Annotated in this window: 21 protein-coding genes; 3 read left to right on the top strand and 18 right to left on the bottom strand. The window is 74.5% G+C overall.

The window, feature by feature from the left end:
- Window positions 1-9: 9 nt before the first annotated feature.
- From argC to T328_RS03745, 4 genes are all read right to left on the bottom strand, one after another.
- A complete protein-coding gene (gene argC, locus T328_RS03760; RefSeq protein WP_496494888.1) occupies window positions 10-1,038 on the bottom strand; it encodes an N-acetyl-gamma-glutamyl-phosphate reductase in 1,029 nt (342 codons plus the stop codon).
- A gap of 166 nt (window positions 1,039-1,204) precedes the next feature.
- Complete coding sequence (locus T328_RS03755; RefSeq protein WP_496494396.1) at window positions 1,205-2,962, bottom strand: FAD-dependent oxidoreductase; 1,758 nt, start codon at window positions 2,960-2,962, stop codon at window positions 1,205-1,207.
- A gap of 130 nt (window positions 2,963-3,092) precedes the next feature.
- Window positions 3,093-3,668 (bottom strand): histidine phosphatase family protein, encoded by a 576-nt coding sequence (locus tag T328_RS03750; protein WP_496494395.1) that lies wholly within the window; start codon window positions 3,666-3,668, stop codon window positions 3,093-3,095.
- A gap of 21 nt (window positions 3,669-3,689) precedes the next feature.
- Window positions 3,690-4,157 carry a GNAT family N-acetyltransferase gene (locus tag T328_RS03745; RefSeq protein ID WP_496494394.1) on the bottom strand — a complete coding sequence of 156 codons (468 nt, stop codon included), beginning with the start codon at window positions 4,155-4,157 and terminating at the stop codon, window positions 3,690-3,692.
- Window positions 4,158-4,289: 132 nt separating this feature from the next.
- Here T328_RS03745 and T328_RS03740 point away from each other — a divergent pair, with 132 nt between their 5' ends.
- Window positions 4,290-4,493: a DUF1918 domain-containing protein gene (locus T328_RS03740; protein ID WP_496494393.1), complete on the top strand. Its 204-nt coding sequence runs from the start codon at window positions 4,290-4,292 to the stop codon at window positions 4,491-4,493.
- A 49-nt stretch (window positions 4,494-4,542) separates the two neighbouring features.
- On the opposite strand, the gene T328_RS03735 is transcribed toward T328_RS03740, so the two are convergent.
- A complete protein-coding gene (locus tag T328_RS03735; protein WP_496494392.1) occupies window positions 4,543-5,826 on the bottom strand; it encodes a glycoside hydrolase family 10-like protein in 1,284 nt (427 codons plus the stop codon).
- Between the two features lie 182 nt (window positions 5,827-6,008).
- On the opposite strand from T328_RS03735, the gene T328_RS03730 reads away from it, so the two are divergent.
- Window positions 6,009-6,866, top strand: a complete 858-nt coding sequence (locus tag T328_RS03730) for a 3-hydroxybutyryl-CoA dehydrogenase (RefSeq protein ID WP_496494391.1) — start codon at window positions 6,009-6,011, stop codon at window positions 6,864-6,866.
- 103 nt (window positions 6,867-6,969) lie between these two features.
- Here the strand turns inward: T328_RS03730 and pheT are convergent, their stop codons facing one another.
- The 11 genes from pheT to T328_RS03675 all read right to left on the bottom strand — a co-directional run bounded on the left by pheT (window position 6,970) and on the right by T328_RS03675 (window position 18,052).
- Window positions 6,970-9,498: a phenylalanine--tRNA ligase subunit beta gene (gene pheT, locus T328_RS03725; protein ID WP_496494390.1), complete on the bottom strand. Its 2,529-nt coding sequence runs from the start codon at window positions 9,496-9,498 to the stop codon at window positions 6,970-6,972.
- Window positions 9,498-10,643 carry a phenylalanine--tRNA ligase subunit alpha gene (gene pheS, locus T328_RS03720; protein WP_496494389.1) on the bottom strand — a complete coding sequence of 382 codons (1,146 nt, stop codon included), beginning with the start codon at window positions 10,641-10,643 and terminating at the stop codon, window positions 9,498-9,500. The genes pheT and pheS overlap by 1 nt, the downstream gene beginning before the upstream one ends.
- A 143-nt stretch (window positions 10,644-10,786) precedes the next feature.
- Window positions 10,787-11,872: a sensor histidine kinase gene (locus tag T328_RS03715; RefSeq protein WP_496494388.1), complete on the bottom strand. Its 1,086-nt coding sequence runs from the start codon at window positions 11,870-11,872 to the stop codon at window positions 10,787-10,789.
- 76 nt (window positions 11,873-11,948) lie between these two features.
- Entirely contained in the window at window positions 11,949-12,818 is an 870-nt protein-coding gene (locus T328_RS03710; protein ID WP_496494387.1) for a TrmH family RNA methyltransferase, read from the bottom strand.
- A 121-nt stretch (window positions 12,819-12,939) separates the two neighbouring features.
- On the bottom strand, window positions 12,940-13,326 hold the full coding sequence (gene rplT, locus T328_RS03705; protein WP_496494386.1) for a 50S ribosomal protein L20: 387 nt from the start codon (window positions 13,324-13,326) through the stop codon (window positions 12,940-12,942).
- Window positions 13,327-13,428: 102 nt separating this feature from the next.
- Window positions 13,429-13,623: a 50S ribosomal protein L35 gene (gene rpmI, locus T328_RS03700; protein ID WP_018852864.1), complete on the bottom strand. Its 195-nt coding sequence runs from the start codon at window positions 13,621-13,623 to the stop codon at window positions 13,429-13,431.
- A 108-nt stretch (window positions 13,624-13,731) separates the two neighbouring features.
- Window positions 13,732-14,340, bottom strand: coding sequence for a translation initiation factor IF-3 (infC, locus tag T328_RS03695; protein ID WP_496494887.1), 609 nt, complete (start codon window positions 14,338-14,340; stop codon window positions 13,732-13,734).
- A gap of 351 nt (window positions 14,341-14,691) precedes the next feature.
- Window positions 14,692-15,057, bottom strand: coding sequence for a DUF1844 domain-containing protein (locus T328_RS03690; protein WP_496494385.1), 366 nt, complete (start codon window positions 15,055-15,057; stop codon window positions 14,692-14,694).
- A gap of 76 nt (window positions 15,058-15,133) precedes the next feature.
- A complete protein-coding gene (locus T328_RS03685) occupies window positions 15,134-15,877 on the bottom strand; it encodes an SseB family protein (RefSeq protein WP_496494384.1) in 744 nt (247 codons plus the stop codon).
- Window positions 15,855-17,201, bottom strand: coding sequence for a type VII secretion-associated serine protease mycosin (gene mycP, locus T328_RS03680; protein WP_496494383.1), 1,347 nt, complete (start codon window positions 17,199-17,201; stop codon window positions 15,855-15,857). Before mycP ends, T328_RS03685 begins: the two co-directional genes overlap by 23 nt.
- Window positions 17,198-18,052, bottom strand: coding sequence for a hypothetical protein (locus tag T328_RS03675; RefSeq protein ID WP_496494382.1), 855 nt, complete (start codon window positions 18,050-18,052; stop codon window positions 17,198-17,200). Before T328_RS03675 ends, mycP begins: the two co-directional genes overlap by 4 nt.
- 452 nt (window positions 18,053-18,504) lie before the next feature.
- Here T328_RS03675 and T328_RS03670 point away from each other — a divergent pair, with 452 nt between their 5' ends.
- Window positions 18,505-19,704 (top strand): amino acid deaminase/aldolase, encoded by a 1,200-nt coding sequence (locus tag T328_RS03670; protein ID WP_496494381.1) that lies wholly within the window; start codon window positions 18,505-18,507, stop codon window positions 19,702-19,704.
- 6 nt (window positions 19,705-19,710) lie between these two features.
- On the opposite strand, the gene T328_RS03665 is transcribed toward T328_RS03670, so the two are convergent.
- A complete protein-coding gene (locus tag T328_RS03665) occupies window positions 19,711-20,496 on the bottom strand; it encodes a 3-oxoacyl-ACP reductase (RefSeq protein ID WP_496494886.1) in 786 nt (261 codons plus the stop codon).
- A gap of 14 nt (window positions 20,497-20,510) precedes the next feature.
- Window positions 20,511-21,929, bottom strand: coding sequence for an aldehyde dehydrogenase family protein (locus tag T328_RS03660; protein WP_496494380.1), 1,419 nt, complete (start codon window positions 21,927-21,929; stop codon window positions 20,511-20,513).
- Window positions 21,930-21,938: the final 9 nt, after the last annotated feature.

Genomic DNA, 21,938 nt, shown 5'->3' with positions numbered 1-21,938 from the left:
GTGCGTCGCTCACGGTGCCACTCCCGTCGTGGTGAGCCCCAGCTCCTCAGGGAGTCCGAGGGCGATGTTCATGCTCTGCACCGCGCCGCCGGCGGTGCCCTTGGTGAGGTTGTCGATGGCGCTGACCGCGACGATGCGGTGCGCGTTCTCGTCGTACGCGACCTGCAGCAGCGCCGCGTTGGAGCCGGTGACCGCGCCGGTGGCCGGCCACTGGCCGGGCGGCAGCAACCGGACGAACGGCTCGTCCTGGTACGCCTTCTCGTACGCCGCCCGCACCGTCTCCGCCGTCGTCCCCGGCCGGGCCCGCGCCGTGCTGGTGGCGAGGATGCCGCGGGGCATCGGGGCCAGGGTCGGGGTGAAGGAGACCGTGACGGGCTCCCCCGCGACGGCGCTGAGGTTCTGGCTCATCTCCGGCGTGTGCCGGTGGCCGCCGCCGACGCCGTACGGGCTCATGGAGCCCATCACCTCGCTGCCGAGCAGGTGCGGTTTGAGGGCCTTGCCGGCGCCGGAGGTGCCGGTGGCGGCGACCACGACGGCCTCCGGCTCGGCGAGCCCGGCGGCGTACGCCGGGAACAGGCCGAGACAGACGGCGGTCGGGTAGCACCCGGGCACCGCGATGCGCCGGACCCCGAGGAGCGCGTCGCGGTGCCCGGGCAGCTCGGGCAGCCCGTAGGGCCAGGTGCCGGCGTGCGGGGTGCCGTAGAAGCGCTCCCAGTCGGCGGCGTCGGCGAGCCGGTGGTCGGCGCCGCAGTCGACGACGAGGACGTCGTCGCCGAGCGCCGCGGCGACGGCGGCGGACTGCCCGTGCGGCAGCGTGAGGAAGACGACGTCGTGGCCGGCGAGCGCCGCGGGCGCGGTCTCGGCCAGCTCGCGGCCGGCGAGCGGCGCGAGGTGCGGCTGCAGGTCGCCGAGGGGGCGGCCGGCGTTGGAGTGTGCGGTGAGGGCGCCGATCTCGACGCCGGGATGCGCGAGCAGCAGCCGCAGCAGCTCCCCGCCCGCGTACCCGCTCGCCCCGGCCACTGCCACCCGTACGGTCATCCGCTCCTCCTCGCTCACAGCATGACTATACGGAGACAGGCAGAGCTATGCAAAGAAGATTTCGGTCACTCCCCGAGCGGCGGGTGTGACTGAGCACTTCAGCTGGCGGGGCAGGGGCTTGGCCAGGGCAGTCGGACGGGCCCCTGCCGCAGCGAGCGGGTCTGCCTCAGGGCTTCGGCGGGACCTCCGGAACCGGCAGCACCAGGGCGCCGAACGCGCCCGCCGGCACCGCCGGCTGCCGCGGCGCCACGGGGCGGACGCGGGCGTACGGGCGGTCCTGGGCCGGGCGCGGGTCCTCCTCGCCCTTGTTGGGCCACAGCGCCATCGCCCGCTCCGCCTGCGCCGTGATCGTCAGCGACGGGTTCACGCCGAGGTTCGCGGAGACCGCCGAGCCGTCCACGACGGAGATCCCCGGGTGGCCGTACAGCCGGTGGTACGGGTCGATGACGCCGTGCTCCGCGTCCTCGCCGATCGGGCAGCCGCCGAGGAAGTGCGCGGTCAGCGGCGTGCCCATCAGCTCGCCCAGGTTCGTCCCCGCCACCCCGCCGATCTGCTCGGCGAGCAGCCGCGCCGCCTGTGCGCCCTCGGGGATGTGCACCGGGTTGGGCGCGCCGTACCCCTGCCGGGCCGTGAGCAGGCCCTTGCCGAGGCCCTTGTCCTTCAGATGCGTGGTCAGCGAGTTGTCGTGGGTCTGCATGACGAGCCCGATGATGGTCCGCTCGGACCAGCGGTACGTGGTGGCCGTGCGCGCGACCAGCACCGGGTGGCGCAGGTACGCCCCGAGCACGCGCAGCGCCTTGGGCAGCTTCCCCTCGGCCCGGTACTGCGGGACGCACAGCAGCGCCATGGCGTTGGAGCCCTTGCCGTAGCGCACGTTCTCGATGTGCGTGGTGGCGTTGGGGTGGATCGAGGAGGTGATGGCGACGCCCTTGGTGAAGTCCAGCTCGTCCGCGCCGCGCTTCTTGCGGTACGTGCGCGGGAAGGTCACCGCGCCGACCAGCCCCTCGGAGTTGGTACGGGTCAGCTCGCCGAGGCGCGCGGAGAGCCCCGGCAGCCGGCCGGTGGACCTCATGCGGTGCAGCAGGGTCTGCGTGCCGTACGTACCCGCCGCGACCACCACGCGGTCACAGCGCAGCACCTCGCGTGCGCCCCGGCGGCGCTTGTTCGTCGGCACGGTGGTCACCTCGTAGCCGCCGCCGGCGACCTCGCGCACGTCGACGACGGTGGTGAGCGGGTGGATGACGGCGCCGCGCCGCTCGGCGAGGTAGAGGTAGTTCTCTGTGAGGGTGTTCTTCGCGCCGAAGCGGCAGCCGGTCATGCACGAGCCGCACTGCACGCAGGCCGTGCGCTCGGGTCCGGCGCCGCCGAAGTACGGGTCGGGGACGGTCTCCCCGGGAGCGGCCTTCGCGGCACCGTCGGCGTCGCGCCCGTCGCCGTAGAAGACGCCGACGGGGGTGAGCCGGAAGGAGTCGCCGACGCCCATGCGTTCGGCGGTGGCCTTCAGGTACTCGTCCGGCGCAGTGGTCGTGGGGTTCTGCCGGACGCCGAGCATCCGCTGCGCCTGGTCGTAGTACGGGGCCAGCTCCTCCTGCCAGTCGGTGATGCGGCCCCACTGCGGGTCCTGGAAGAAGGCGGGCGGCGGCACGTAGAGGGTGTTGGCGTAGTTGAGCGAGCCGCCGCCCACGCCGGCGCCGGCGAGCACCATGACGTTGTTGAGCAGGTGGATGCGCTGGATGCCGTACAGGCCGAGGGCGGGGGCCCACAGGTAGTCGCGCAGCCGCCAGGAGTTCTTCGGCAGCTCCTCGCGGGCGAACCTGCGCCCGGCCTCCAGTACGCCGACCTTGTACCCCTTCTCGGTCAGGCGCAGCGCGGCCACCGAGCCGCCGAAGCCGGAACCGATGACGATCACGTCGTACGCGCTCATCGCTGATCGCTCCTCGCCCACGCGGTGCCACGACTACCTACTTGCCAGTAGATTCACTTACCCGTAGGGAGTTGGCAATGGCCCCGACATCATCCGCCCGCCGCGTCTGCGCGTCCACTCGCACCGGCGCTCACACCCAACTGTCGACATGCAGGCTCCACCGCCCCGGCCGGCCGGTCAGGCTGATCGTCGACAGCGGCATCACGTCGATGTGCCAGTACGACGCGGGCGGCGCCTTCAGCGCGTAGACCAGCGCGGCCCGGATGATCGAGGGCTCGGTGACGGCGAGCACGTGGCTGCCGTCCTCCACCGGGCGGGTGTCCAGCCAGCCGCCTATCCGCTGGATGAAGGCGATCAGCGGTTCGCCGCCGTGCGGTGCGGAGTGCGGATCCGCCAGCCACGCGTCCACGTCGCGCGGCTCGGTCGTCATCACCTCCTCCAGCGTCCGGCCCCGCCACCGGCCCATGTCGCAGTCGCGCAGCGCGACTTGGGCCAGCGGCGCGAGGCCGAGCACCCGGCCGGTCTCGCGGGACCGCTGCGTGGGCGAGCAGTACCGTAAATCGGCGGCGGCCAGCGGCGAGAACACCGGAACCGCGCGTTCGGCCATCACCCAGCCCGCCGCGTCCAGCGGCCGGTCGTCGTCGAAGCGCTCCGCGAGCCGCGAGGAGTTGCGGGCCGCGGCGAGCAGCGTGAGACGAACGTTCATGCGGTGATGGTAAGAGCGCGATCACTCTGTGCCCAGAGCCATCCACCGGGCCGGGTCGGCGAGCGGCTTGAAGCCGAACTTCGCGTAGACGCCGTGGGCGTCGCCGGTCGCCAGCAGGATGCGGCCCAGCCGGTACGGCGCGAGGTGGTCGCGGACGGCGGCGACCAGCCCGCTGCCGACGCCGGCGCCGCGGGCGGGGCGGGCCACGTAGACGTCGCAGAGCCAGGCGAAGGTGGCGCGGTCGGTGACGACGCGGGCGTACGCGACCTGCCCGCCGCTGCCGCCCGGGCCGCCGCCGGGGGTGCCGTCGGGGGTGCCGGCCGGGGCGTAGACGCCGAAGTTCAGGGAGTTGTCGATCGCGGTGTCCTGCCGCTCGCGGCTGCGGCCGAGCGCCCAGTAGGCGTCGGTGGCCAGCCACCGGTGGACGAGCGCGCGGTCGAGCCGGGCGGGGTCGGTGGAGACCTCGTAGGGGGCGGGTACGTGATCCATGCACCGAGCCTGACACGCGATGGGTGGCCCGTACACCGGGATTCTCCGGGGAGCCAAGAGCGGCGCGCGACCCTAGACTGGCCGTCACGGACCCAACTTTTCCGTGACAAGCCGGACAAGGAGGTCGACCCCATGGAGGCGGAAGTGGGCGACAAGCTGTGTGTGCACGGTCGCGTCGTCGGGCAGCAGGACCGGACGGCGGAGATCGTCGAGGTCCTGGGCACAGGCGGCAAGCCGCCTTACCGGGTGCGGTTCGACGACGGGCACGAGGCGGTGATGTCACCCGGCCCGGACTCCGTGGTCCGGCATCGGGACCAGGAGCCCGGGCCGGGCTGACGCCCGCTGCTGCGGGTGGCGGGGCGGCCGGAGGCCGGCGGGCGCGCCGCTAGTAGCGCGGGGGGCGCGCCGGCGCGCCGTAGTGGTCGGCGACCAGCCTGCTGACCGCGCCCAGCGGGTCCTGGGGCAGCAGCTTCGCGGAGAAGTACATGTTGCCCTGGACCTCCGGGTAGCCCTGGCAGAACGTCAGGTGCCGGGACAGCTCCGCCGGGTCGAACCAGGCCTCGGGCTGGCCGGCGGCGCCGACCTTGTACAGCGCCTCGCCGATGTAGAGGTTGACGCCGGTGCCCGCCACCACGTCGTTCCACCAGGGCACGATCTTGGCGTAGTCGGCGACCGCGAAGCCGATGTTCCAGTACACCTGCGGGACGATGTAGTCGATCCAGCGCTCGCGGACCCACTTGCGGGTGTCGGCGTAGAGGTTGTCGTACGTCTGCGTGCCCGCCTGGGTGTCGGAGCCCTCGGGGTCGGTGGCCGCGTTCCGCCAGACCGCGAACGGGCTCACGCCGAACTGCACGTCCCGCTTGGTCCGCTTGATGGCCCGGCCCAGCTCCGCGACGAGCAGGTCGACGTTGTTGCGCCGCCAGTCGGCCTTGTCGGCGAAGCCGCCGCCGTACTTCTGGTACGTCTCCTCGTCGGCGAACTCCTGGCCGGCGACCGGATAGGGGTAGAAGTAGTCGTCGAAGTGCACGGCGTCGATGTCGTAGCGGCGTACGGCGTCGAGGATGCACCGCTGGACGAAGCGGCGGACCTCGGGCACCCCCGGGTTGTAGTAGATCTTGCCGCCGTACGGGACGACCCACTCGGGGTGCTTGTTCGCCGGGTGCTCCGGCACCAGCTTCTCCGCGAGCGCGTCGTTGCGCACCCGGTAGGGGTTGAACCAGGCGTGCAGCTCCAGGCCGCGCCGGTGGGCCTCGCGCACGGCGAAGCCGAGCGGGTCCCAGCCCGGGTCGGCACCCTGGGTCCCGGAGAGCCACTCCGACCACGGTTCGTACGGGGAGGGCCACATCGCGTCCGCTGTCGGGCGGGCCTGGAAGACGACGGTGTTCAGCCGGCGGTCCGCCGCCTCGTCGAGCCGGGCCAGCAGCTGGCGCTGCTGCTCCGCGGCGCTCAGGCCCTGCTGTACCGGCCAGTCGATGTTCGCCACCGTCGCCACCCACGAGCCGCGCATCTGCGGCACCGGGCCGCCGGGGCCGTGCCTGCGCCCCGTCGCGCCGGCCGGGGCCGCGATCGCGTCGCCCGCCATGGTCACCGCGGACAGCGCGCCCACCGCCGCGGCGCCGAACCGGCGCCGGCTGAGGTGGTGCGGTCTTTCGGGAGTACTGCTCCCCATCGGGATCCTCCGAGTGTCGCCGAGAACACGAATCCGACTGAGCCGAGTGGTCTGAACCACTCGTCAGTTGCGGCACATCCTCGCTTCCGGTCTCGCCCGGGGACAAGAGCCATGCGCTACGCGGGTAACGTCGGGGTCCGAAAGGGTTGCCCACAGGGCAGGACGAGGGACGAGGAGTGACATTGACCGACATCGAACGCGTCGGAGTGGTCGGATCCGGCCAGATGGGCTCGGGCATCGCCGAGGTGTGTGCCCGCTCCGGGCTTCAGGTCGTCGTCGCCGAGACCACCGGCGACGCCCTCGAACTGGGCCGTACCCGCGTCACCAACTCGCTCGCCAAGGCGGCCGAACGCGGCAGGATCAGTGTGCCGGAACGGGACGAGGCACTGGCCGCGCTGAGCTTCACGACCGATCTCGGCGAGCTTGCGGACAGCGACCTGGTGATCGAGGCCGTGGTGGAGAACGAGCAGGTCAAAACCGAAATCTTCCAGGTCCTGGACCAGGTCGTCACCCGCCCGGACGCCGTCCTCGCCTCCAACACCTCGTCCATCCCGCTGGTCAAGCTCGCCGTCGCCACCTCGCGGCCCGAGCAGGTCATCGGCATGCACTTCTTCAACCCCGCACCCGTCCAGCGCCTCGTCGAGCTGATCCCGGCGCTGACCACCAGCGACGAGACGCTCAAGCGGACCGAGTCGCTGGCCCGCGACGTGCTCGGCAAGCACGCCATCCGGGCCCAGGACCGCTCCGGGTTCGTGGTGAACGCGCTGCTCATCCCGTATGTGCTGGCCGCGGTCCGGATGTTCGAGTCGGGCATCGCGACGCGCGAGGACATCGACAACGGGATGGAGCTGGGCTGCGCCCACCCGATGGGGCCGCTGAAGCTCGCGGACCTCATCGGCCTCGACACGGTCGCCTCGGTGGCCGACTCCATGTACGACGAGTACAAGGAGCAGCTGTACGCGACGCCGCCGCTGCTGGCGCGGATGGTCGAGGCGGGGCGGCTGGGCCGGAAGTCGGGCGCCGGGTTCTACGCCTACTGACCCCGGCCACCGCCGGCATCGTCCCGCCCGGGCGCCGCCGGCGGCTTCGCGGTACGGGGCCGGCGGCCGGCCCCGTACCGCCCCGTACGGGCTCCTCCCGGGCTCACGCCCCGCGCAGTACCGCGCCCGTCTCCTCGGCGGCCCGGGCCACCGCGGCGTCCCGGGCGGCGCCCGCCTCTTCGGCCGTCAGCGTGCGGTCGGCGGCGCGGAAGCGCAGCGCGTACGCGAGCGACTTGCGGCCCTCGCCCACCTGCTCGCCGGTGAACACGTCGAACAGCCGCACCGACTCCAGCAGTTCCCCCGCACCCGCGCGCAGCGCCTCGGCGACCTTCGCCGCCGGCACGTCGGCGGCCACGACCAGCGCCACGTCCTGCGTCGCCACCGGATACGTGGAGATGTGCGGCGCCTGCACCGGGTCGCCGCCCGCGATCTCCAGCAGGTCGAGCGACACCTCCATCGCGCAGGTACGCTCCGGCAGCTGCAGCGCCTTGACCACCCGCGGGTGCAGCTCGCCGGCGTGGCCGACGACCCGCCGCTCGCCGTCCACGACGGCGTACAGCGCGGCGCACCGGCCGGGGTGCCACGGCGCGTGCCGGTCGGCCTCGGCCGCCAGCTCCACGCCCGCCTCCCGGGCCACGGTACGGGCGGCCTCGACCGCGTCCGCCCAGTCCGCCGGGCGGCCCGCGCCCCACCAGCCGGCTCGCTCGCGGGCGCCGGCGAGCACGACGGCGGCGCGGCGCGGCTGCCGGGGCAGGGCGGCGTTCAGCGCGGCGATCTCCTCGGCGGTCGGCCGCCGGTCGACGGGCAGCCGTGCCGGCTCGGTCTCCCAGCCCGACGGCCGGAAGACCAGGCCGGTCTCGAAGAGCGCCAGGTCCGCGGCGCCGCGGCCGTGGTTGCGGCGCAGGGCGGCGAGGAGGCCGGGCAGCAGCGTGGTGCGCAGGCCCGGCTCCTCGTCGCTGAGCGGGTTGACGAGGGTGACGGTGCGGCGCCGGGCGTCGTCCGGCTCCAGACCGAGCGCGTCGAGCGCCGCCTCGCCGAGGAACGGGTAGTTCAGCACCTCGACGTAGCCGGCGCCGGCCAGCGCCCGGCCGGCCCGGCGGTGCAGCCGCTGCCGGCCGGTCAGGCCGCGGCCGGCCGGCGGCCGGGGCAGCGTGGACGGCAGGTTCTCGTAGCCTTCGAGCCGGATGACCTCCTCGGCGAGGTCGTTCGGCGCGGCCAGGTCGGGCCGCCAGGACGGCACGGTGACGGTCAGCTCGTCGGCGCCGTAGACGTCGCAGCCGACCTCCTGCAGCCGGCGCACCACGGCCTCGCGCCCGTACGCCACGCCCGCGACCCGGTCCGGGTGGTCGGCCCGCATCCGCACCGTCCTCGGCCCGCTCGGCGCGACGACCTCGGTCACGCCCGCCTCCGCGGAGCCGCCGGCCAGCAGCACCAGCAGGTCCACGGTGCGCTGCGCCGCGGCGGGGCCGGCCTGCGGGTCGACGCCGCGCTCGAAGCGGCGCGACGCCTCGGAGGTGAGGCGGTGGCGGCGCGAGGTGCGGGCGATGGCGACGGGGTCGAAGTGCGCGGCCTCGATCACGATCTCGGTGGTGCCCGCCACCGCGCCGAGCAGGTGGTCGCGTACCTCGGGCTCGGCGATCTCGGTGTCGGCGCCGCCCATCACCCCGGCCAGCCCGATGGGGCCGCGGTTGTCGGTGATCAGCAGGTCCTCCGGGTGGAGGGTGCGCTCGACGCCGTCGAGGGTGGTGAGCTTCTCGCCGGCCGCGGCGCGCCGGACTCCGATGGGGCCGTCGAGCCGGGCGCGGTCGTACGCGTGCAGCGGCTGGCCGATCTCCAGCATCACGTAGTTGGTGACGTCCACGGCGAGCGAGATCGGCCGCATGCCGGCCTTCTGCAGCCGGCGCTGCAGCCAGATCGGCGAGCGGGCCTCGGGGTCGACGCCGGTGACGACGCGGGCGGTGAACCGGTCGCAGCCGCTCGGGTCGTCGACCTTCACCGCGTAGCCGTAGTCGTTCGGCGGGGGGACGTCGAGCAGCGCCGGGTCGCGCAGCGGCAGGCCGTAGGCGATGGCGGTCTCGCGGGCGACGCCGCGCAGGGACAGCGCGTAGCCGCGGTCGGGGTTGACGGCGATGTCCAGGACCTCGTCGTTCAGCTCCAGCAGCTCGACGGCGTCGGTGCCCGGCTCGTACTCGGGCGGCAGCACCAGGATGCCGTCGTGGTCGTCGCCGATGCCCAGCTCGCGCACCGAGCAGATCATGCCCTCGGAGACCTTGCCGTACGTCTTGCGAGCGCCGATCTTGAAGCCGCCGGGCAGCTCGCCGCCGGGGAGGATGACGACGACCTTGTCGCCGACGGCGAAGTTGCTGGCGCCGCAGATGATGTTCTGCGGCTCACCCGTGCCGTTGGCTTGGCCGACGTCGACCTGGCAGTAGCGGATCGGCTTCTTGAACTCCGTCAGCTCCTCGATCGCCAGCACCCGGCCGACGACCAGCGGGCCCGTCAGGCCCGCGCCGAGCCGCTCGACGGTCTCGACCTCCAGGCCGGCGCTGATCAGCCGGTCCTGCACGCCGCGGCCGGTCTCGCCGTCCGGCAGGTCGACGTACTCCCGCAGCCACGAAAGCGGGACTCGCATCAGATCTCCATCCCGAACGGCCGGGTGAAGCGCACGTCACCCTCGACCATGTCTCGCATGTCCTCGACGTTGTGGCGGAACATCAGCATCCGCTCGATCCCGAACCCGAACGCGAACCCGCTGTAGCGCTCCGGGTCGATGCCGCAGGCGACGAGCACCTTCGGGTTGACCATGCCGCAGCCGCCCAGCTCGATCCAGCCCTCGGAGCCGCAGGTGCGGCAGGGCCGGTCCGGGTTGCCGACGGACTCGCCGCGGCAGACGAAGCAGACCATGTCCATCTCAGCGGACGGCTCGGTGAACGGGAAGTGGTCCGGCCGCAGCCGGGTCCGCATGCCCTCGCCGAAGAGCGAGGAGACCATGTGGTCGAGGGTGCCCTTGAGGTCGGCCATCGTCAGGCCCTCGTCCACCGCCAGCCCCTCGACCTGCATGAAGACGGGGGTGTGGGTGGCGTCCAGCTCGTCGGTGCGGTAGACGCGGCCGGGACAGATCACGTACACCGGCAGGTCGCGGTCGAGCATGGAACGGACCTGCACGGGCGAGGTGTGGGTGCGCAGCACGACGCCGGTCTCGTCGTCGCCCTGCCGCTCCCCCGCGCCGTCGCTCTTCGGGCCGCGTACGAAGAAGGTGTCCTGCTCGCTGCGCGCGGGGTGGTCCGGCGCGATGTTGAGCGCGTCGAAGTTGAACCACTCCGCCTCGACCTCGGGGCCCTCGGCCACCTCCCAGCCCATCGCCGTGAAGATGTCCTCGATGCGCTCGGAGAGCGTGGTCAGCGGGTGCCGCGCGCCGGCGGGGGTGCGGTCGTACGGCAGCGTGACGTCCACCGCCTCCTCGACCAGCACCCGGGCGTCGCGCTCCGCCTCCAGCTCCTCCTGGCGGCGCTTCAGCGCCTGCCCCACCTCGCCGCGGGCCCGGCCCACGCGCTTGCCGGCGTCCGCCTTGGCGTGCGGCGGCAGGGCGCCGATCTCGCGGTTGGCCAGCGCCAGCGGGGAGCGGTCGCCGGCGTGGGCGATCTTCACCTCGTGGAGCTCTGCAAGGTCGCCGGCCGCGGCGATGGCGCCGAGCGCCTCGTCGCGCACCCGGTCGATCTCTTCCGGTTTCAGTGCCTCGACCTCGACAGGGTCGTACGACTTGTTCGGTGCCGACATCTCTTCCCGTGCTTCCGGTTGGCTGGCTGCGCCCCGACCCGACGGCCGCGGCGACGGCTGCAATACGGGGTCGCCGAGGGGCCAGGGGTCGAGTCTAAGGGCGCGGGGACGCAGGTGATGCCCGTGGGCGGTACGGCCGCTGCTCAGGCGAGGTGGGCCGGGGCGCCGACGGGCAACGTAAATCGAAAGCGGGCGCCGCCGCCGGGGGCGCGGCCGACCGTGATGATCCCGCCGTGGGCCTCCACGATGCCCTTGACGATGTAGAGCCCCAGGCCGGTGCCGCCGCGCTTGCTGCCCCGCCAGAAGCGGGTGAAGACGCGGCTCATCGACTCCTCCGGGATGCCGGGGCCTTCGTCGCTCACGGTGACCTGGGTGCCTTCCCTGCCGTGGTTGAGGATGGCGGGTGCCACCTCGATGGTGACAAGTCCCTCGCCGTGCCGCACGGCATTTTCCAGCAGGTTGCCCAGCACCTGGTCGACCTTGTCCGGGTCGGCCCACAGGTCGGGCAGCTCCCGCGGCACCAGCGTGCGGAAGCGCGCCGGGTCCTGGCCCGCGGTGGTCTGCGCCTCCACGTGCCGGTGCACCGCGGCGACCACGTCGACGCGCTGCTTGCGCACCTCCAGCCGGCCGGAGTCGATGCGGGAGATGTCGAGCAGCTCGGCGATGAGCCGGGTGACGCGGTTGGCGTCGGCGTGCACGGTCTCCAGCATCAGCCGCTTCTGGTCGTCGGTGAACCGCTCCCACTTCGCCAGCAGCGTGGCGGTGAAGCCCTTCACCGACGTGAGCGGGGAGCGCAGCTCGTGCGCGACCGTGGCGATCAGCTCCGCGTGGCTGCGCTCGCTGCGCCGCCGGGCCTCCGTGCCGCGCAGGGTGACGACGAGCTTACGCACCGGGCCGGTGCGGCCGTCGCGTACGTAGCGGGCGGCGACCAGCACCTCGCGGTTTCCGGGCAGCAGCAGGTTGCGCTCCGGGTGGCCGGTGCGGATGGCCAGGCCCCCGTACGGATCGGTCAGCCGCCACCAGCGGCGGCCCTTCAGGTCCTCCAGGGGCAGCGCCTCGGCCAGCGGGCGGCCGAGGACGACGGCCGGCTCCAGGGCGGTGATCCGCGCGGCGGCGGCGTTGAAGCGCACCACGAGACCGCGCTCGTCGGCCACGACGAGGCCGTCCGGCAGATCGTCGGGCGCACAGCCGAGGTCCTTGGCCTCCGGCCCGTCATCTGCACTCTCCACCCCATGAACCCCCTCCCACAGACCGGGCGTTGGCCTGCCCCTACGGTCGGCTCGCGGGCCGCCTAGGGCGGTCACCTTACCTGGCGGAGCTGACGGGACGGCACCCGCCGATCGGGCGGTGCGCCCGGGCCGAGGCGTAGAGGCAGACCGCGGCGGCGGTGGCGAGGTTCAGGCTCTCGGCCCGGCCGTGGATCGGCACGCGCACGACGGCGTCGGCGAGCGCCCGGGTTCGCGGCGGCAGCCCCCACGCCTCGTTGCCGAAGATCCAGCCGGTGGGGGCGGCGAGGCCGCCGTCGTCCAGCTCGTCGTCCAGGTCCCGCTCCCCCGCCCCGTCCGCGGCCAGCAGCCGCACGCCGGCGGCGCGCAGCTCGGCGGCGGCGCGTTCGGCGGGGACGCCGGTGACGACGGGGAGGTGGAAGACGCTGCCCGCGGAGGCCCGTACGGCCTTGGGGTTGTACGGGTCGACGGAGGCGTCGGTGAGCACGACGGCGTCGGCCCCGGCGGCGTCGGCGCAGCGCAGCACGGTGCCGGCGTTGCCGGGGTCGCGGACGTGCGCGAGGACGGCGACGAGGCGGGGCCGGGCGGCGACCACGTCCGCCAGCGGCACGTCGAGGAACCGGCAGACGCCGACGAGCCCTTGGGGGGTGACGGTCTGCGAGAGCCCGGCGACGACCTCCTCCGCGGCGGCGTGCACGCGCGCGCCGGTGTCACGGGCCGACTCGACGATCTCCGCGTGCCGCCCGGCGGCCTCGGGGGTGACGAACAGCTCGACCAGCGCCGGGCCCGCGCCCCCGGCCGCGCCGGCTCCGTACGCCACCGCCTCCCGCACGGCCTGCGGCCCCTCGGCGAGGAACCTGCGCTCCTTGGCCCGCCCGGCGCGCCGGAGCAGCTTGCGGGCGGCGGTGACGCGGGCGGAGCGCGGCGAGATCGGCTCGGGGGTGCCCATGGGCGGCGGGGAGACCTTTCGTACGGCAGGTGCTGGCGACGGAACGCCCCGCCCGGACGGCAGAACCCGCAGGCCGGTGGGGCCTGCGGGTTCTTGACGCGTACGCGCGAGTTTCAGTGGCTCAGACGGCGGACTTCGGCGCGTTGACGTCGCTCGGCAGGGCCTTCTGGGCCACCTCGACGAGCGCGGCGAAGGCACCGGCGTCGTTCACGGCCAGCTCGGCCAGCATCTTGCGGTCCACCTCGACGCCCGCGGCCTTCAGGCCCTGGATGAAGCGGTTGTAGGTGATGCCGTTGGCGCGGGCAGCGGCGTTGATCCGCTGGATCCACAGCTGTCGGAAGTCGCCCTTGCGCTTCTTGCGGTCGTTGTAGTTGTAGACGAGGGAGTGGGTGACCTGCTCCTTCGCCTTGCGGTAGAGGCGGGAGCGCTGGCCGCGGTAACCGCTGGCCTGCTCGAGGATCGCCCGGCGCTTCTTCTGGGCGTTGATTGCCCGCTTGACGCGTGCCACGTGTTCACTCCTTGGGGCTGGGTCGCGTCGGCTGCGCGACCCGGAACGGCTGGGTCCCGGTCTGTCGAGTCGTCCTGCGCCCTGCCGGGGCAGGGCCGCGGCTCAGCGGCCGAGCAGCTTCTTGACCTTCTTGGCGTCGGCCTTGGACAGTTCGACCGTGCCGGCGAGGCGCCGGGTCAGAGTCGACGGCTTGTGCTCCAGGTAGTGGCGCCGGTTGGCACGCTGACGCAGCACCTTGCCGGAGCCGGTCACGCGGAAGCGCTTCTTGGAACCACTGTGGGTCTTGTTCTTCGGCATCTCGCCGTCCACTCCTCGTCGTCGGCGCCTCCGCCGCCCGGGGTAAAAGGGCATGCTGAAGCGTCGGACTGTCTTCGTACTATCCCGGACCCGGGGTCGGGTCCGGGATCAGGCCTCGGCGCGCTCCGCGGGAGCGGTCTCTTCGCCCCTTCGCTCCGCCTTGCGGGCCGCCTGGGCCTCACGGGCTTCGGCCATCGCCTCGGTCTTCTTCTTGTGCGGACCGAGAACCATGATCATGTTGCGGCCGTCCTGCTTGGGGTTGGACTCCACGAAGCCCAGCTCCTGCACGTCCTCCGCAAGCCGCTGCAGCAGCCGCCGGCCCAGCTCGGGGCGGGACTGCTCACGACCGCGGAACATGATCGTGATCTTGACCTTGTCCCCCTGCTTGAGGAACCGCTCGACGTGACCCTTCTTGGTGTCGTAGTCGTGCGGGTCGATCTTCGGCCGGAGCTTCATCTCCTTGATGACCGTGTGCGCCTGGTTCTTGCGCGCCTCACGGGCCTTCATGGCCGACTCGTACTTGAACTTCCCGTAGTCCATCAGCTTGCACACCGGAGGACGGGCGTTCGCCGCCACCTCGACCAGGTCGAGGTCGTACTCCTGGGCAAGCTCCAGAGCCTTGGCGAGCGGGACGATGCCCACCTGCTCGCCGCTGGGGCCGACAAGTCGCACCTCGGGGACGCGAATCCGGTCGTTGATGCGGGGCTCGGCGCTGATGTGGCCTCCTCATTTCCACCACGTGACTGCCTGGCGGGCAACCACGTAACGTGCTGTCTGCCGACCACCCGCCGCGGGCACGAAAAAAGCCCCGGACAGGACGCAAATGCGGGCTCCTGCCGGGGAGCACCGCCGCAGAGCGTGCCGCGGGGCGCTTCGGACCGGTGACCCGCCGGCCGAGGGCCGGAAGGTGGGAGATCGGAGCCTCCACTTGCGGGCCGGTCGCTCCTCTTTCCTGCATGGCGCGTCCGGCCGGTCGTCCCCCAGCATACCAGTGCCCGTGGATACCCCGCACATCCGCGCCTCGGGCAGGCGGGGACACGCGGGGACGCGGGGCGCGGGGGGACACAGTCAGCCGATGACCGGGCCCGTGTACGCCTCGCCCGGGCCGCGGCCTGGTTCGTCCGGGTGCTCGGACGCCTCGCGGAAGGCAAGCTGCAGCGACTTCAGCCCGTCGCGCAGCGGTGCCGCGTGGTACGAGCCGACCTCCCCCGCACCGGCCGTGACCAGCCCGGCCAGCGCGGTGATCAGCTTGCGGGCCTCGTCCAGGTCCTTGTGCGCGGCGCCGTCCTCGGCGAGCCCGAGCTTGACCGCCGCGGCGCTCATCAGGTGCACCGCCACCGTCGTGATCACCTCCACGGCGGGGACCTCGGCGATGTCGCGCGTCATCGCGTCGAAGTCGGGGCCGGCGTCGGCGCCGGGGCCGGTGTCGCTCATCGGGGCTCACTTCCTCGTACGGGACGGGAGGCCACCCTAACCAGCGCCCGGGCCGCGGCCCCGGGGCGGGCCGCGCTCAGCGCAGCGGCAGCGGCTCGCCCGGCAGCCGGGCGTCCGGCGGCAGCAGGGCCAGGTCCAGGCCGCGGACCAGCCGGGCCCGCAGGACGGGGTCGGCGGCCAGCGCCTCGGCGACCCGGCGGGCGACGCCGGCGGGGGCGGCGCCGGGGTCGGGAGCGAGCGCGAGGGTGCCGTCGGCGTCGCCGGCGCGGGCCAGGGACGCGGCGCGTACCCCCGCGACCGCGGCCACCACGGCGGTCACGGCCGCGACGACGGCGGGGTCGGCCAGCGGGTCGGTGCTGCCGCGGCCCTCGGCGGCGGCGAGCAGCGCCGGGCCGGTCAGCTCGTACGGCACGGGTCCGGCGACGTCGAGGACGACGGTGTCGGCGCGCTCGGCGACCGCGGCCCGTACGGCCTGCGGCAGCGGCACCGCCACGGGACGGGCGGCGGGGTCCCAGCGGGCGAGCGCGGCGGTGGAGGTGAAGGCGGGGAGGGCGCGGCGACCACCGGGGACTTCGAGGGTGGGCACCGCCATGTCGCTGGTCTTGTCGCGCCGCAATCCGGCCGGGGTCTCCTCCGACTCGCCGAGGAGCGCGACGACGGGGACCAGCACCCGCGTTCCGGCCAGGGCCGCCAGCACCCGGGGCCCGGCCCCGGGGTCGTCGGGGGCTTCGGCGTACGTGGCCAGGGCGGCGGCGAGGCGGGGGTCGGCGGAGCCGTCGTCGCCGGCGAAACCGGGGTCAGGGATGTTCTTCAGCGGCACCCGACGAGCCTAGCGGGGGCCCGTCACCGCCCTGCGGGCGCGGTCCGCCGGCGCCCGCGCCGGGCGGGGGTGCCGACCGCGGCGGCTCGGCCGGCGGCGGCGCGAAGGACGGGGGCGCCGGGCCGCGCCAGGCGCCGGCCTGGCGCAGCCGCGGGCCGCGCCAGAGGAACCACGCGCCCGCGATCAGCCCCACGCCCAGGACCCCGGCGACGAGCGCCAGGCCGCCCGGCCCGTCGTCCTCGGCGGTGACGACCGCGGGCGCCGCGCCGAAGCGCTTCTCGTCGTACGAGGCCGCCGCCGGCTCCTGCGGCGCGGCCTTTGTCTCCCGCGCCGCCGCGACGGCCGCCGCCGCGTCCACCCGGCCCGCGCCCAGCTCGTCGCTGCGGCCGCCCTCGGGCGGGTCCTGCGCGGTGTCCCGCAGCAGGTCCCGGATCTGCCAGGGGCTGAGGTCGGGGTTGGCGGAGCGGACCAGGGCGGTGACGCCGGAGACGAAGGCGGCGGCGGCGCTGGTGCCCCAGCCCTCGTAGTACGTGCGGTCGGGGTCGGCGATGGCCACGTCGACGCCGGGGGCGGCGACGGTGGCGTACCAGTTGCTGGTGGAGAAGTCCGCGCGCGCGCCGACCTGGTCGACGGCGGTGACGGCGATGACGCCGGGGTAGGCCGCGGGGTACGAGACGCGGTCGCCCTTCTCGCCGCTGTTGCCGGCGGACGACACCACGGCCACGCCCTTGCGCAGCGCGTACTGCACGGCGGCGTCCTCGCCGGGCTCGGGGTGGGCGGACTTGCTGTCGTCGCCGAGGGAGAGGTTGATGACGTCGGCGCCGTTGTCGACGGCCCAGCGGATCCCGTCGGCGAGCGCGCTGCCGCGGGTGTCGCGGGCCTTGCTGCGCTGCGCGTCGCCGTCCTCCAGGATGACCCGTACCGGCTGGATCTTCGCCTCGGGCGCGACGCCGGTGACGCCTTCGGCGGCGCCGGGCCCGTGGCCGTGCGCGGCGATGATGCCGGCCATGGCGGTGCCGTGCCGGGCCCAGGAGTCGTCACCGCGGCGGGCGCCGAAGCCGACGAAGTCCTTGCCGTCCAGCACCTGTCCGGTGAGGTCGGGGTGGGAGGCGTCCACGCCGGTGTCGAGTACGGCGACGGTGATGCCGGCGCCGCGGGTGGTGTCCCATGCCTCGGGGGCACGGACGTCGTCCAGGCCCCACTGGAGTTCCTGCAGGCCGTCCGCGTGCGCGGGCGCGACGGTGGCGGTGAGCAGGGCCGCGGCGGCGGTCAGCGCGGCGAGGAGGGCGGTGGCGCGGCGGCGCGCGGGGGCCGGGCGGGTCATCGCGGGGACTCCGTCGCCCCGGCGGAGGTCTTGCGCAGGCTGCGCTCGACGCGGTCGGCGATGCCCTCGGCGTCGTGGCCGAGGCCGGCCTGCGCGGGCGCGGCGGTCGCGGTGGGGTGGACGGCGTCCGCGGCGGGCTGCGGCTCGGGCACGGCACGGCCGTCGGCGAAGCCGGTGACGGCGTAGAGGACGACGGGGGCGTCGGAGAGCACCCGTACGGTCCAGGTCGCGCGCTGCTCGTCGCCGAAGCCGGCGGCGGGGCCGGTCTCGGTGCCGTACGCGCGCGGCAGCATGTCCGGCCGCGCGCCCAGCTCCTCGTCCTCGAAGCGGTCCTCGAACCGGCCCATCTTCGCGGCGCCGGCCGTGGTGAAGACCAGTCCGACGGTGGTGACGCTGCTGCGGGTCTCGTCGGCGTACGTGGCGCGCAGCAGCTTCTCGCAGCCGACGCGGCGCAACTCCCGGGCGAGCGCCGGGTCGAGGCCCGCCTTGCAGCTGCCGGGCGGGGCGACGGCGACGCGCACCCAGACGCGGTCGGCGCCGCCGGGGCCGGCGCCGTCGCCTTCGAGCCGGGGCGGGAAGAGCTTGTCGACTTCGGTGGCGTGCCACAGGCCGCGGGCCACCTCGTACGCCCCGGGCTGGGCCTGCGCCCGCGGGCCGTCGCTGAGCCAGCTGCCGGTGGCCGCGCCGGCGACGAGCCCGATGCCGGTGATGAGCGCGACGGCGGCGGCCACGGTGCGCGCGACGCCGCGCCGCTCGGCGGGCGGCTCCGGCTCGGGACGGGGGATGTCGGAGGGGAGCACGGATGCCATGTGCAGCGGGGCGCCTACGGGCTTGGGCGGGACGGCGGGCACGGGCGGGGCGTAGGGCCGCGGCGGGTGGTGCGGCGGCGTGCGCGAGGAGGGGGCGGCCGGGTCGGCCGGGGCCGACCGGGCGGCGGCGCCCGGGAGTTCGGCCGGCGGCGCGGGCCGCGGGGAACGTACGGACTCGGCGGTTCCCGCCGCGGACCCGGCGCCTGGCGCCGGCCCGGATGTTCCCGCGGGCTCCGCGGGGCGTGCGGGCTCCGCGCTCCCGGCCGGCGGAGCCGGCGACTGCGGAGCCGGCGACGGCGGGGCGGCGGGCGTCTGCTCTGCGTCAGTGCTCAACAGCCCCCTCACTCCCCTCCTGTGAGTAGCCCCCGGACGTCCTGCTGACAGGCGCTCGCGACACTCTACTGGGCTCCCCCGACGGACGGTGCGCCGCCCGATCGCCTCATCCTGTCCGTACCCCTCTACCGCCCCCGGTCACACGGTGGCAGTCTTCGGTCATGCCGGATTACGCTGCTCTGCGCTCCCGCTACGACCGTGCCACCGCCCACCTCGACGCCCCGTTCGCCGCCGTCGACACCGAGGCGTTCGACGCCAACGCGGCCGATCTCGTGCGCCGCGCCGGCGGCAAGCCGATCCGGGTGGTGAGCAAGTCGGTGCGCTGCCGGGCGCTGCTGGAGCGGGTGCTGGCCAGGCCCGGCTTCGCCGGGATCATGGCCTTCACGCTCGCCGAGTCGCTGTGGCTGGCGCGCTCCGGCTTCGACGACGTGCTGCTGGGCTACCCCTCCACGGACCGCGCCGGCTTCGCCGAGCTGGCCGGCGACCCGAAGCTCGCCGCCGCGGTGACGGTCATGGTGGACGACCCCGCACAGCTGGACCTCGTGGACGCGGCCCGCGGCGGTGGGCGCGAGGAGGTGCGCGTCTGCCTGGAGCTGGACACCTCGCTGCGGCTGCTCGGCGGCCGGGTACGGGTCGGCGCCCTCCGCTCGCCGCTGTCAGAACCGGCGGCGCTGGCGGCGGTGGCCCGCGAGGTGGTGCGCCGGCCGGGCTTCCGGCTGGTGGGGCTGATGGCGTACGAGGGGCACGTCACCGGTGTCGGGGACGACATCCCGGGCCGGCCGCTGAGGTCGCGCGCCATCCGGCTGATGCAGTCGGCGGCCCGCCGGCAGCTCGCGGGCCGCCGGGCGGAGGCGGTGGCGGCGGTGCGCCGGCTGGCGGACCTGGAGTTCGTCAACGGCGGCGGTACGGGCAGCGTGCAGTACACCGCCGCGGAGGACGCGGTCACCGAGATCGCCGCCGGGTCGGGGCTCTACCAGCCGCGGCTGTTCGACAACTACACCGCGTTCGACGGCCGCCCCGCCGCCGTCTTCGCCCTGCCCGTCGTCCGCCGCCCGGGCGTCGGCGTCGTGACCGTCCTCGGCGGCGGCTACCCCGCCTCCGGCCCCTCCGGCTCCGACCGGCCGCCCGTGCCGTACCTGCCGGAGGGCCTGCGCTACGACCGGCAGGAGGGCGCCGGCGAGGTGCAGACCCCGCTGCTCGGCTCCCCGGCCGACGACCTGCTGGTCGGCGACCGGGTGTGGTTCCGGCACGCCAAGGCGGGCGAGCTGTGCGAGCGGTTCGACGCGCTGCACCTGATCGAGGGCGAGCGCGTCACCGAGTCGGTGCCGACGTACCGGGGCGAGGGCCGTACGTTTCTCTAGGCGCGGCTACAGCGGCGTGACGTACGCGCCCGCGATGCCGCCGTCGACCAGGAACTCCGCGGCGTTGACGAACGACGCGTCGTCGCTCGCCAGGAACGCCACCGCCGCGGCGATCTCCTCCGCCTCCGCGAAGCGGCCCGCGGGGATGTGCACCAGCCGCCGGGCCGCGCGCTCCGGGTCCTTGGCGAACAGTTCCTTGAGCAGCGGGGTGTTGACCGGGCCCGGGCACAGGGCGTTGACCCGGATGCCCTCGCGGGCGAACTGCACGCCCAGCTCGCGGGACATGGCCAGCACGCCGCCCTTGGAGGCGGTGTAGCTGATCTGGGAGGTCGCGGCGCCCATGACGGCCACGAACGAGGCGGTGTTGACGATGGAGCCGCGGCCCTGGCGCCGCATGTACGGGATGGCGGCCTTGCAGCACAGGTAGACGGAGGTGAGGTTGACCTCCTGCACGCGGCGCCAGGCGTCGATGCCGGTGCTCAGGATGGAGTCGTCCTCGGGCGGGGAGATGCCGGCGTTGTTGAACGCGACATCGACCGAGCCGTACGTGTCGTACGCGGCCTGGAACAGCGCCTCGACGTCGGCGGGGGCGGTGACGTCGGTCCGTACGAACAGCCCGCCGGTCGCCTCGGCCGCCGCCTTGCCCGCGGCCTCGTCGACGTCGGCGCAGACGACGTGCGCGCCCTCCGCCGCCAGCCGGCGGGCGGCGGCCAGGCCGATGCCGCTGCCGGCTCCGGTGACGACGGCGGTGCGGCCGGGCAGCCGGCGGCAGACCGCGGTCTCGTCGGTCAAGTCGGTCAACGTGCTCACTCCTCGGTGCTGATGAAGACGTTCTTGGTCTCGGTGAACGACGCGAGCGCGTCCGGGCCCAGCTCGCGGCCGAGGCCGGACTGCTTGAAGCCGCCGAAGGGCGTCCAGTAGCGCACGCTGCTGTGTGAGTTGACCGAGAGGTTTCCGGCGGCCACGGCGCGGGAGACGCGGACCGCGCGGGCGGTGTCGCGCGTCCACAGCGAGCCCGACAGACCGTACGGGCCGGCGTTGGCGAGGCGTACGGCGTCGGCCTCGTCGTCGAAGGGGTGGACGACGGCGACGGGTCCGAAGACCTCCTCGCGGCTGACCGGGTCGTCGGGCGCCGCGTCGGTGAGGACGGTGGCGGGGTACCAGTACCCGGGGCCTTCGGGGACGGTGCCGCGGATGGCGGCGGGCCGGGACTCGGGGACGTGGCCGCGGACCCGTTCGCGGTGGGCGGCGGAGATCAGCGGGCCCATCCGCGTGGCGGGGTCGGCGGGGTCGCCGGCGGTGAAGGCGTGGACGGCGGGCTCCAGCAGGGCGAGGAAGCGCTCGTACACGCCGCGCTGGACGAGGATGCGGCTGCGGGCGCAGCAGTCCTGGCCGGTGTTGTCGAGGAACGAGGCGGGGGCGGCGGCAGCGGCGCGCTCCAGGTCGGCGTCGGCGAAGACGATGTTCGGGTTCTTGCCGCCGAGTTCGAGGGTGACCCGCTTGACCTGCTCGGCGCAGCGCGCGGCGATGCGCTTGCCGACGGCGGTGGAGCCGGTGAAGACGATCTTCGCCACGTCCGGGTGTTCCACGAGCGCCGCGCCCGCGACACCTCCCGCGCCCGGCACGACCTGGAACAGCCCGTCGGGCAGGCCCGCTTCGAGGGCCAGGTCGGCGAGCCGCAGCGCGGTCAGCGGGGTGGCCTCGGCGGGCTTGAGCACGACCGCGTTGCCGGCGGCGAGCGCGGGTGCGGTGCCCCAGGCGGCGATGGGCATGGGGAAGTTCCACGGGGCGATGACGCCGACGACGCCGAGCGGCTCGGCGAAGGTGACGTTCAGCCCGCCGGCCACCGGGATCTGGCTGCCGGTGAGCCGCTCCACTCCCCCGGCGGCGTAGTCGAGGAGGTCGCGTACGTTGCCCGCCTCCCAGCGGGCGGCGGCCACCGGGTGGCCGGCCTCGGCGGTCTCCAGCCGGGCCAGCTCCTCGATCCGGGCGTCGACCTCGGCGGCGAAGCGGCGCAGCAGCCGGGCGCGGTCGCCGGGGGCGAGGGCGGCCCAGCCCTGCTGTGCCCTGGCGGCGCGGGCGACGGCGGCGGCGACCTCGGCGGGGCCGGCGGCCGGGACGGTGGCGACGGTCTCCTCGGTGGCGGGGTTGACGACGGTGTGCTCGTGCGGCGGGGCGGGGGCCGCCGGGGTTGCGGGTGCTGCTGATCCTGCTGATTCTCTCAAGGGGGGCCG

This window comes from Streptomyces sp. CNX435 (assembly GCF_059570575.1).
The sequence above is the reverse complement of the archived record's forward strand: the minus strand, read 5'-3'. Positions and strand labels throughout refer to the sequence as shown.

Bases quoted from the DNA above. Each gene is read 5' to 3' on its own strand.
- argC (WP_496494888.1), bottom strand. From the start codon at position 1,038: ATGACCGTACGGGTGGCAGTGGCCGGGGCGAGCGGGTACGCGGGCGGG.
- T328_RS03755 (WP_496494396.1), bottom strand. From the start codon at position 2,962: ATGAGCGCGTACGACGTGATCGTCATCGGTTCCGGCTTCGGCGGCTCG.
- T328_RS03750 (WP_496494395.1), bottom strand. From the start codon at position 3,668: ATGAACGTTCGTCTCACGCTGCTCGCCGCGGCCCGCAACTCCTCGCGG.
- T328_RS03745 (WP_496494394.1), bottom strand. From the start codon at position 4,157: ATGGATCACGTACCCGCCCCCTACGAGGTCTCCACCGACCCCGCCCGG.
- T328_RS03740 (WP_496494393.1), top strand. From the start codon at position 4,290: ATGGAGGCGGAAGTGGGCGACAAGCTGTGTGTGCACGGTCGCGTCGTC.
- T328_RS03735 (WP_496494392.1), bottom strand. From the start codon at position 5,826: ATGGGGAGCAGTACTCCCGAAAGACCGCACCACCTCAGCCGGCGCCGG.
- pheT (WP_496494390.1), bottom strand. From the start codon at position 9,498: ATGCGAGTCCCGCTTTCGTGGCTGCGGGAGTACGTCGACCTGCCGGAC.
- pheS (WP_496494389.1), bottom strand. From the start codon at position 10,643: ATGTCGGCACCGAACAAGTCGTACGACCCTGTCGAGGTCGAGGCACTG.
- T328_RS03710 (WP_496494387.1), bottom strand. From the start codon at position 12,818: ATGGGCACCCCCGAGCCGATCTCGCCGCGCTCCGCCCGCGTCACCGCC.
- rpmI (WP_018852864.1), bottom strand. From the start codon at position 13,623: ATGCCGAAGAACAAGACCCACAGTGGTTCCAAGAAGCGCTTCCGCGTG.
- T328_RS03690 (WP_496494385.1), bottom strand. From the start codon at position 15,057: ATGAGCGACACCGGCCCCGGCGCCGACGCCGGCCCCGACTTCGACGCG.
- mycP (WP_496494383.1), bottom strand. From the start codon at position 17,201: ATGACCCGCCCGGCCCCCGCGCGCCGCCGCGCCACCGCCCTCCTCGCC.
- T328_RS03670 (WP_496494381.1), top strand. From the start codon at position 18,505: ATGCCGGATTACGCTGCTCTGCGCTCCCGCTACGACCGTGCCACCGCC.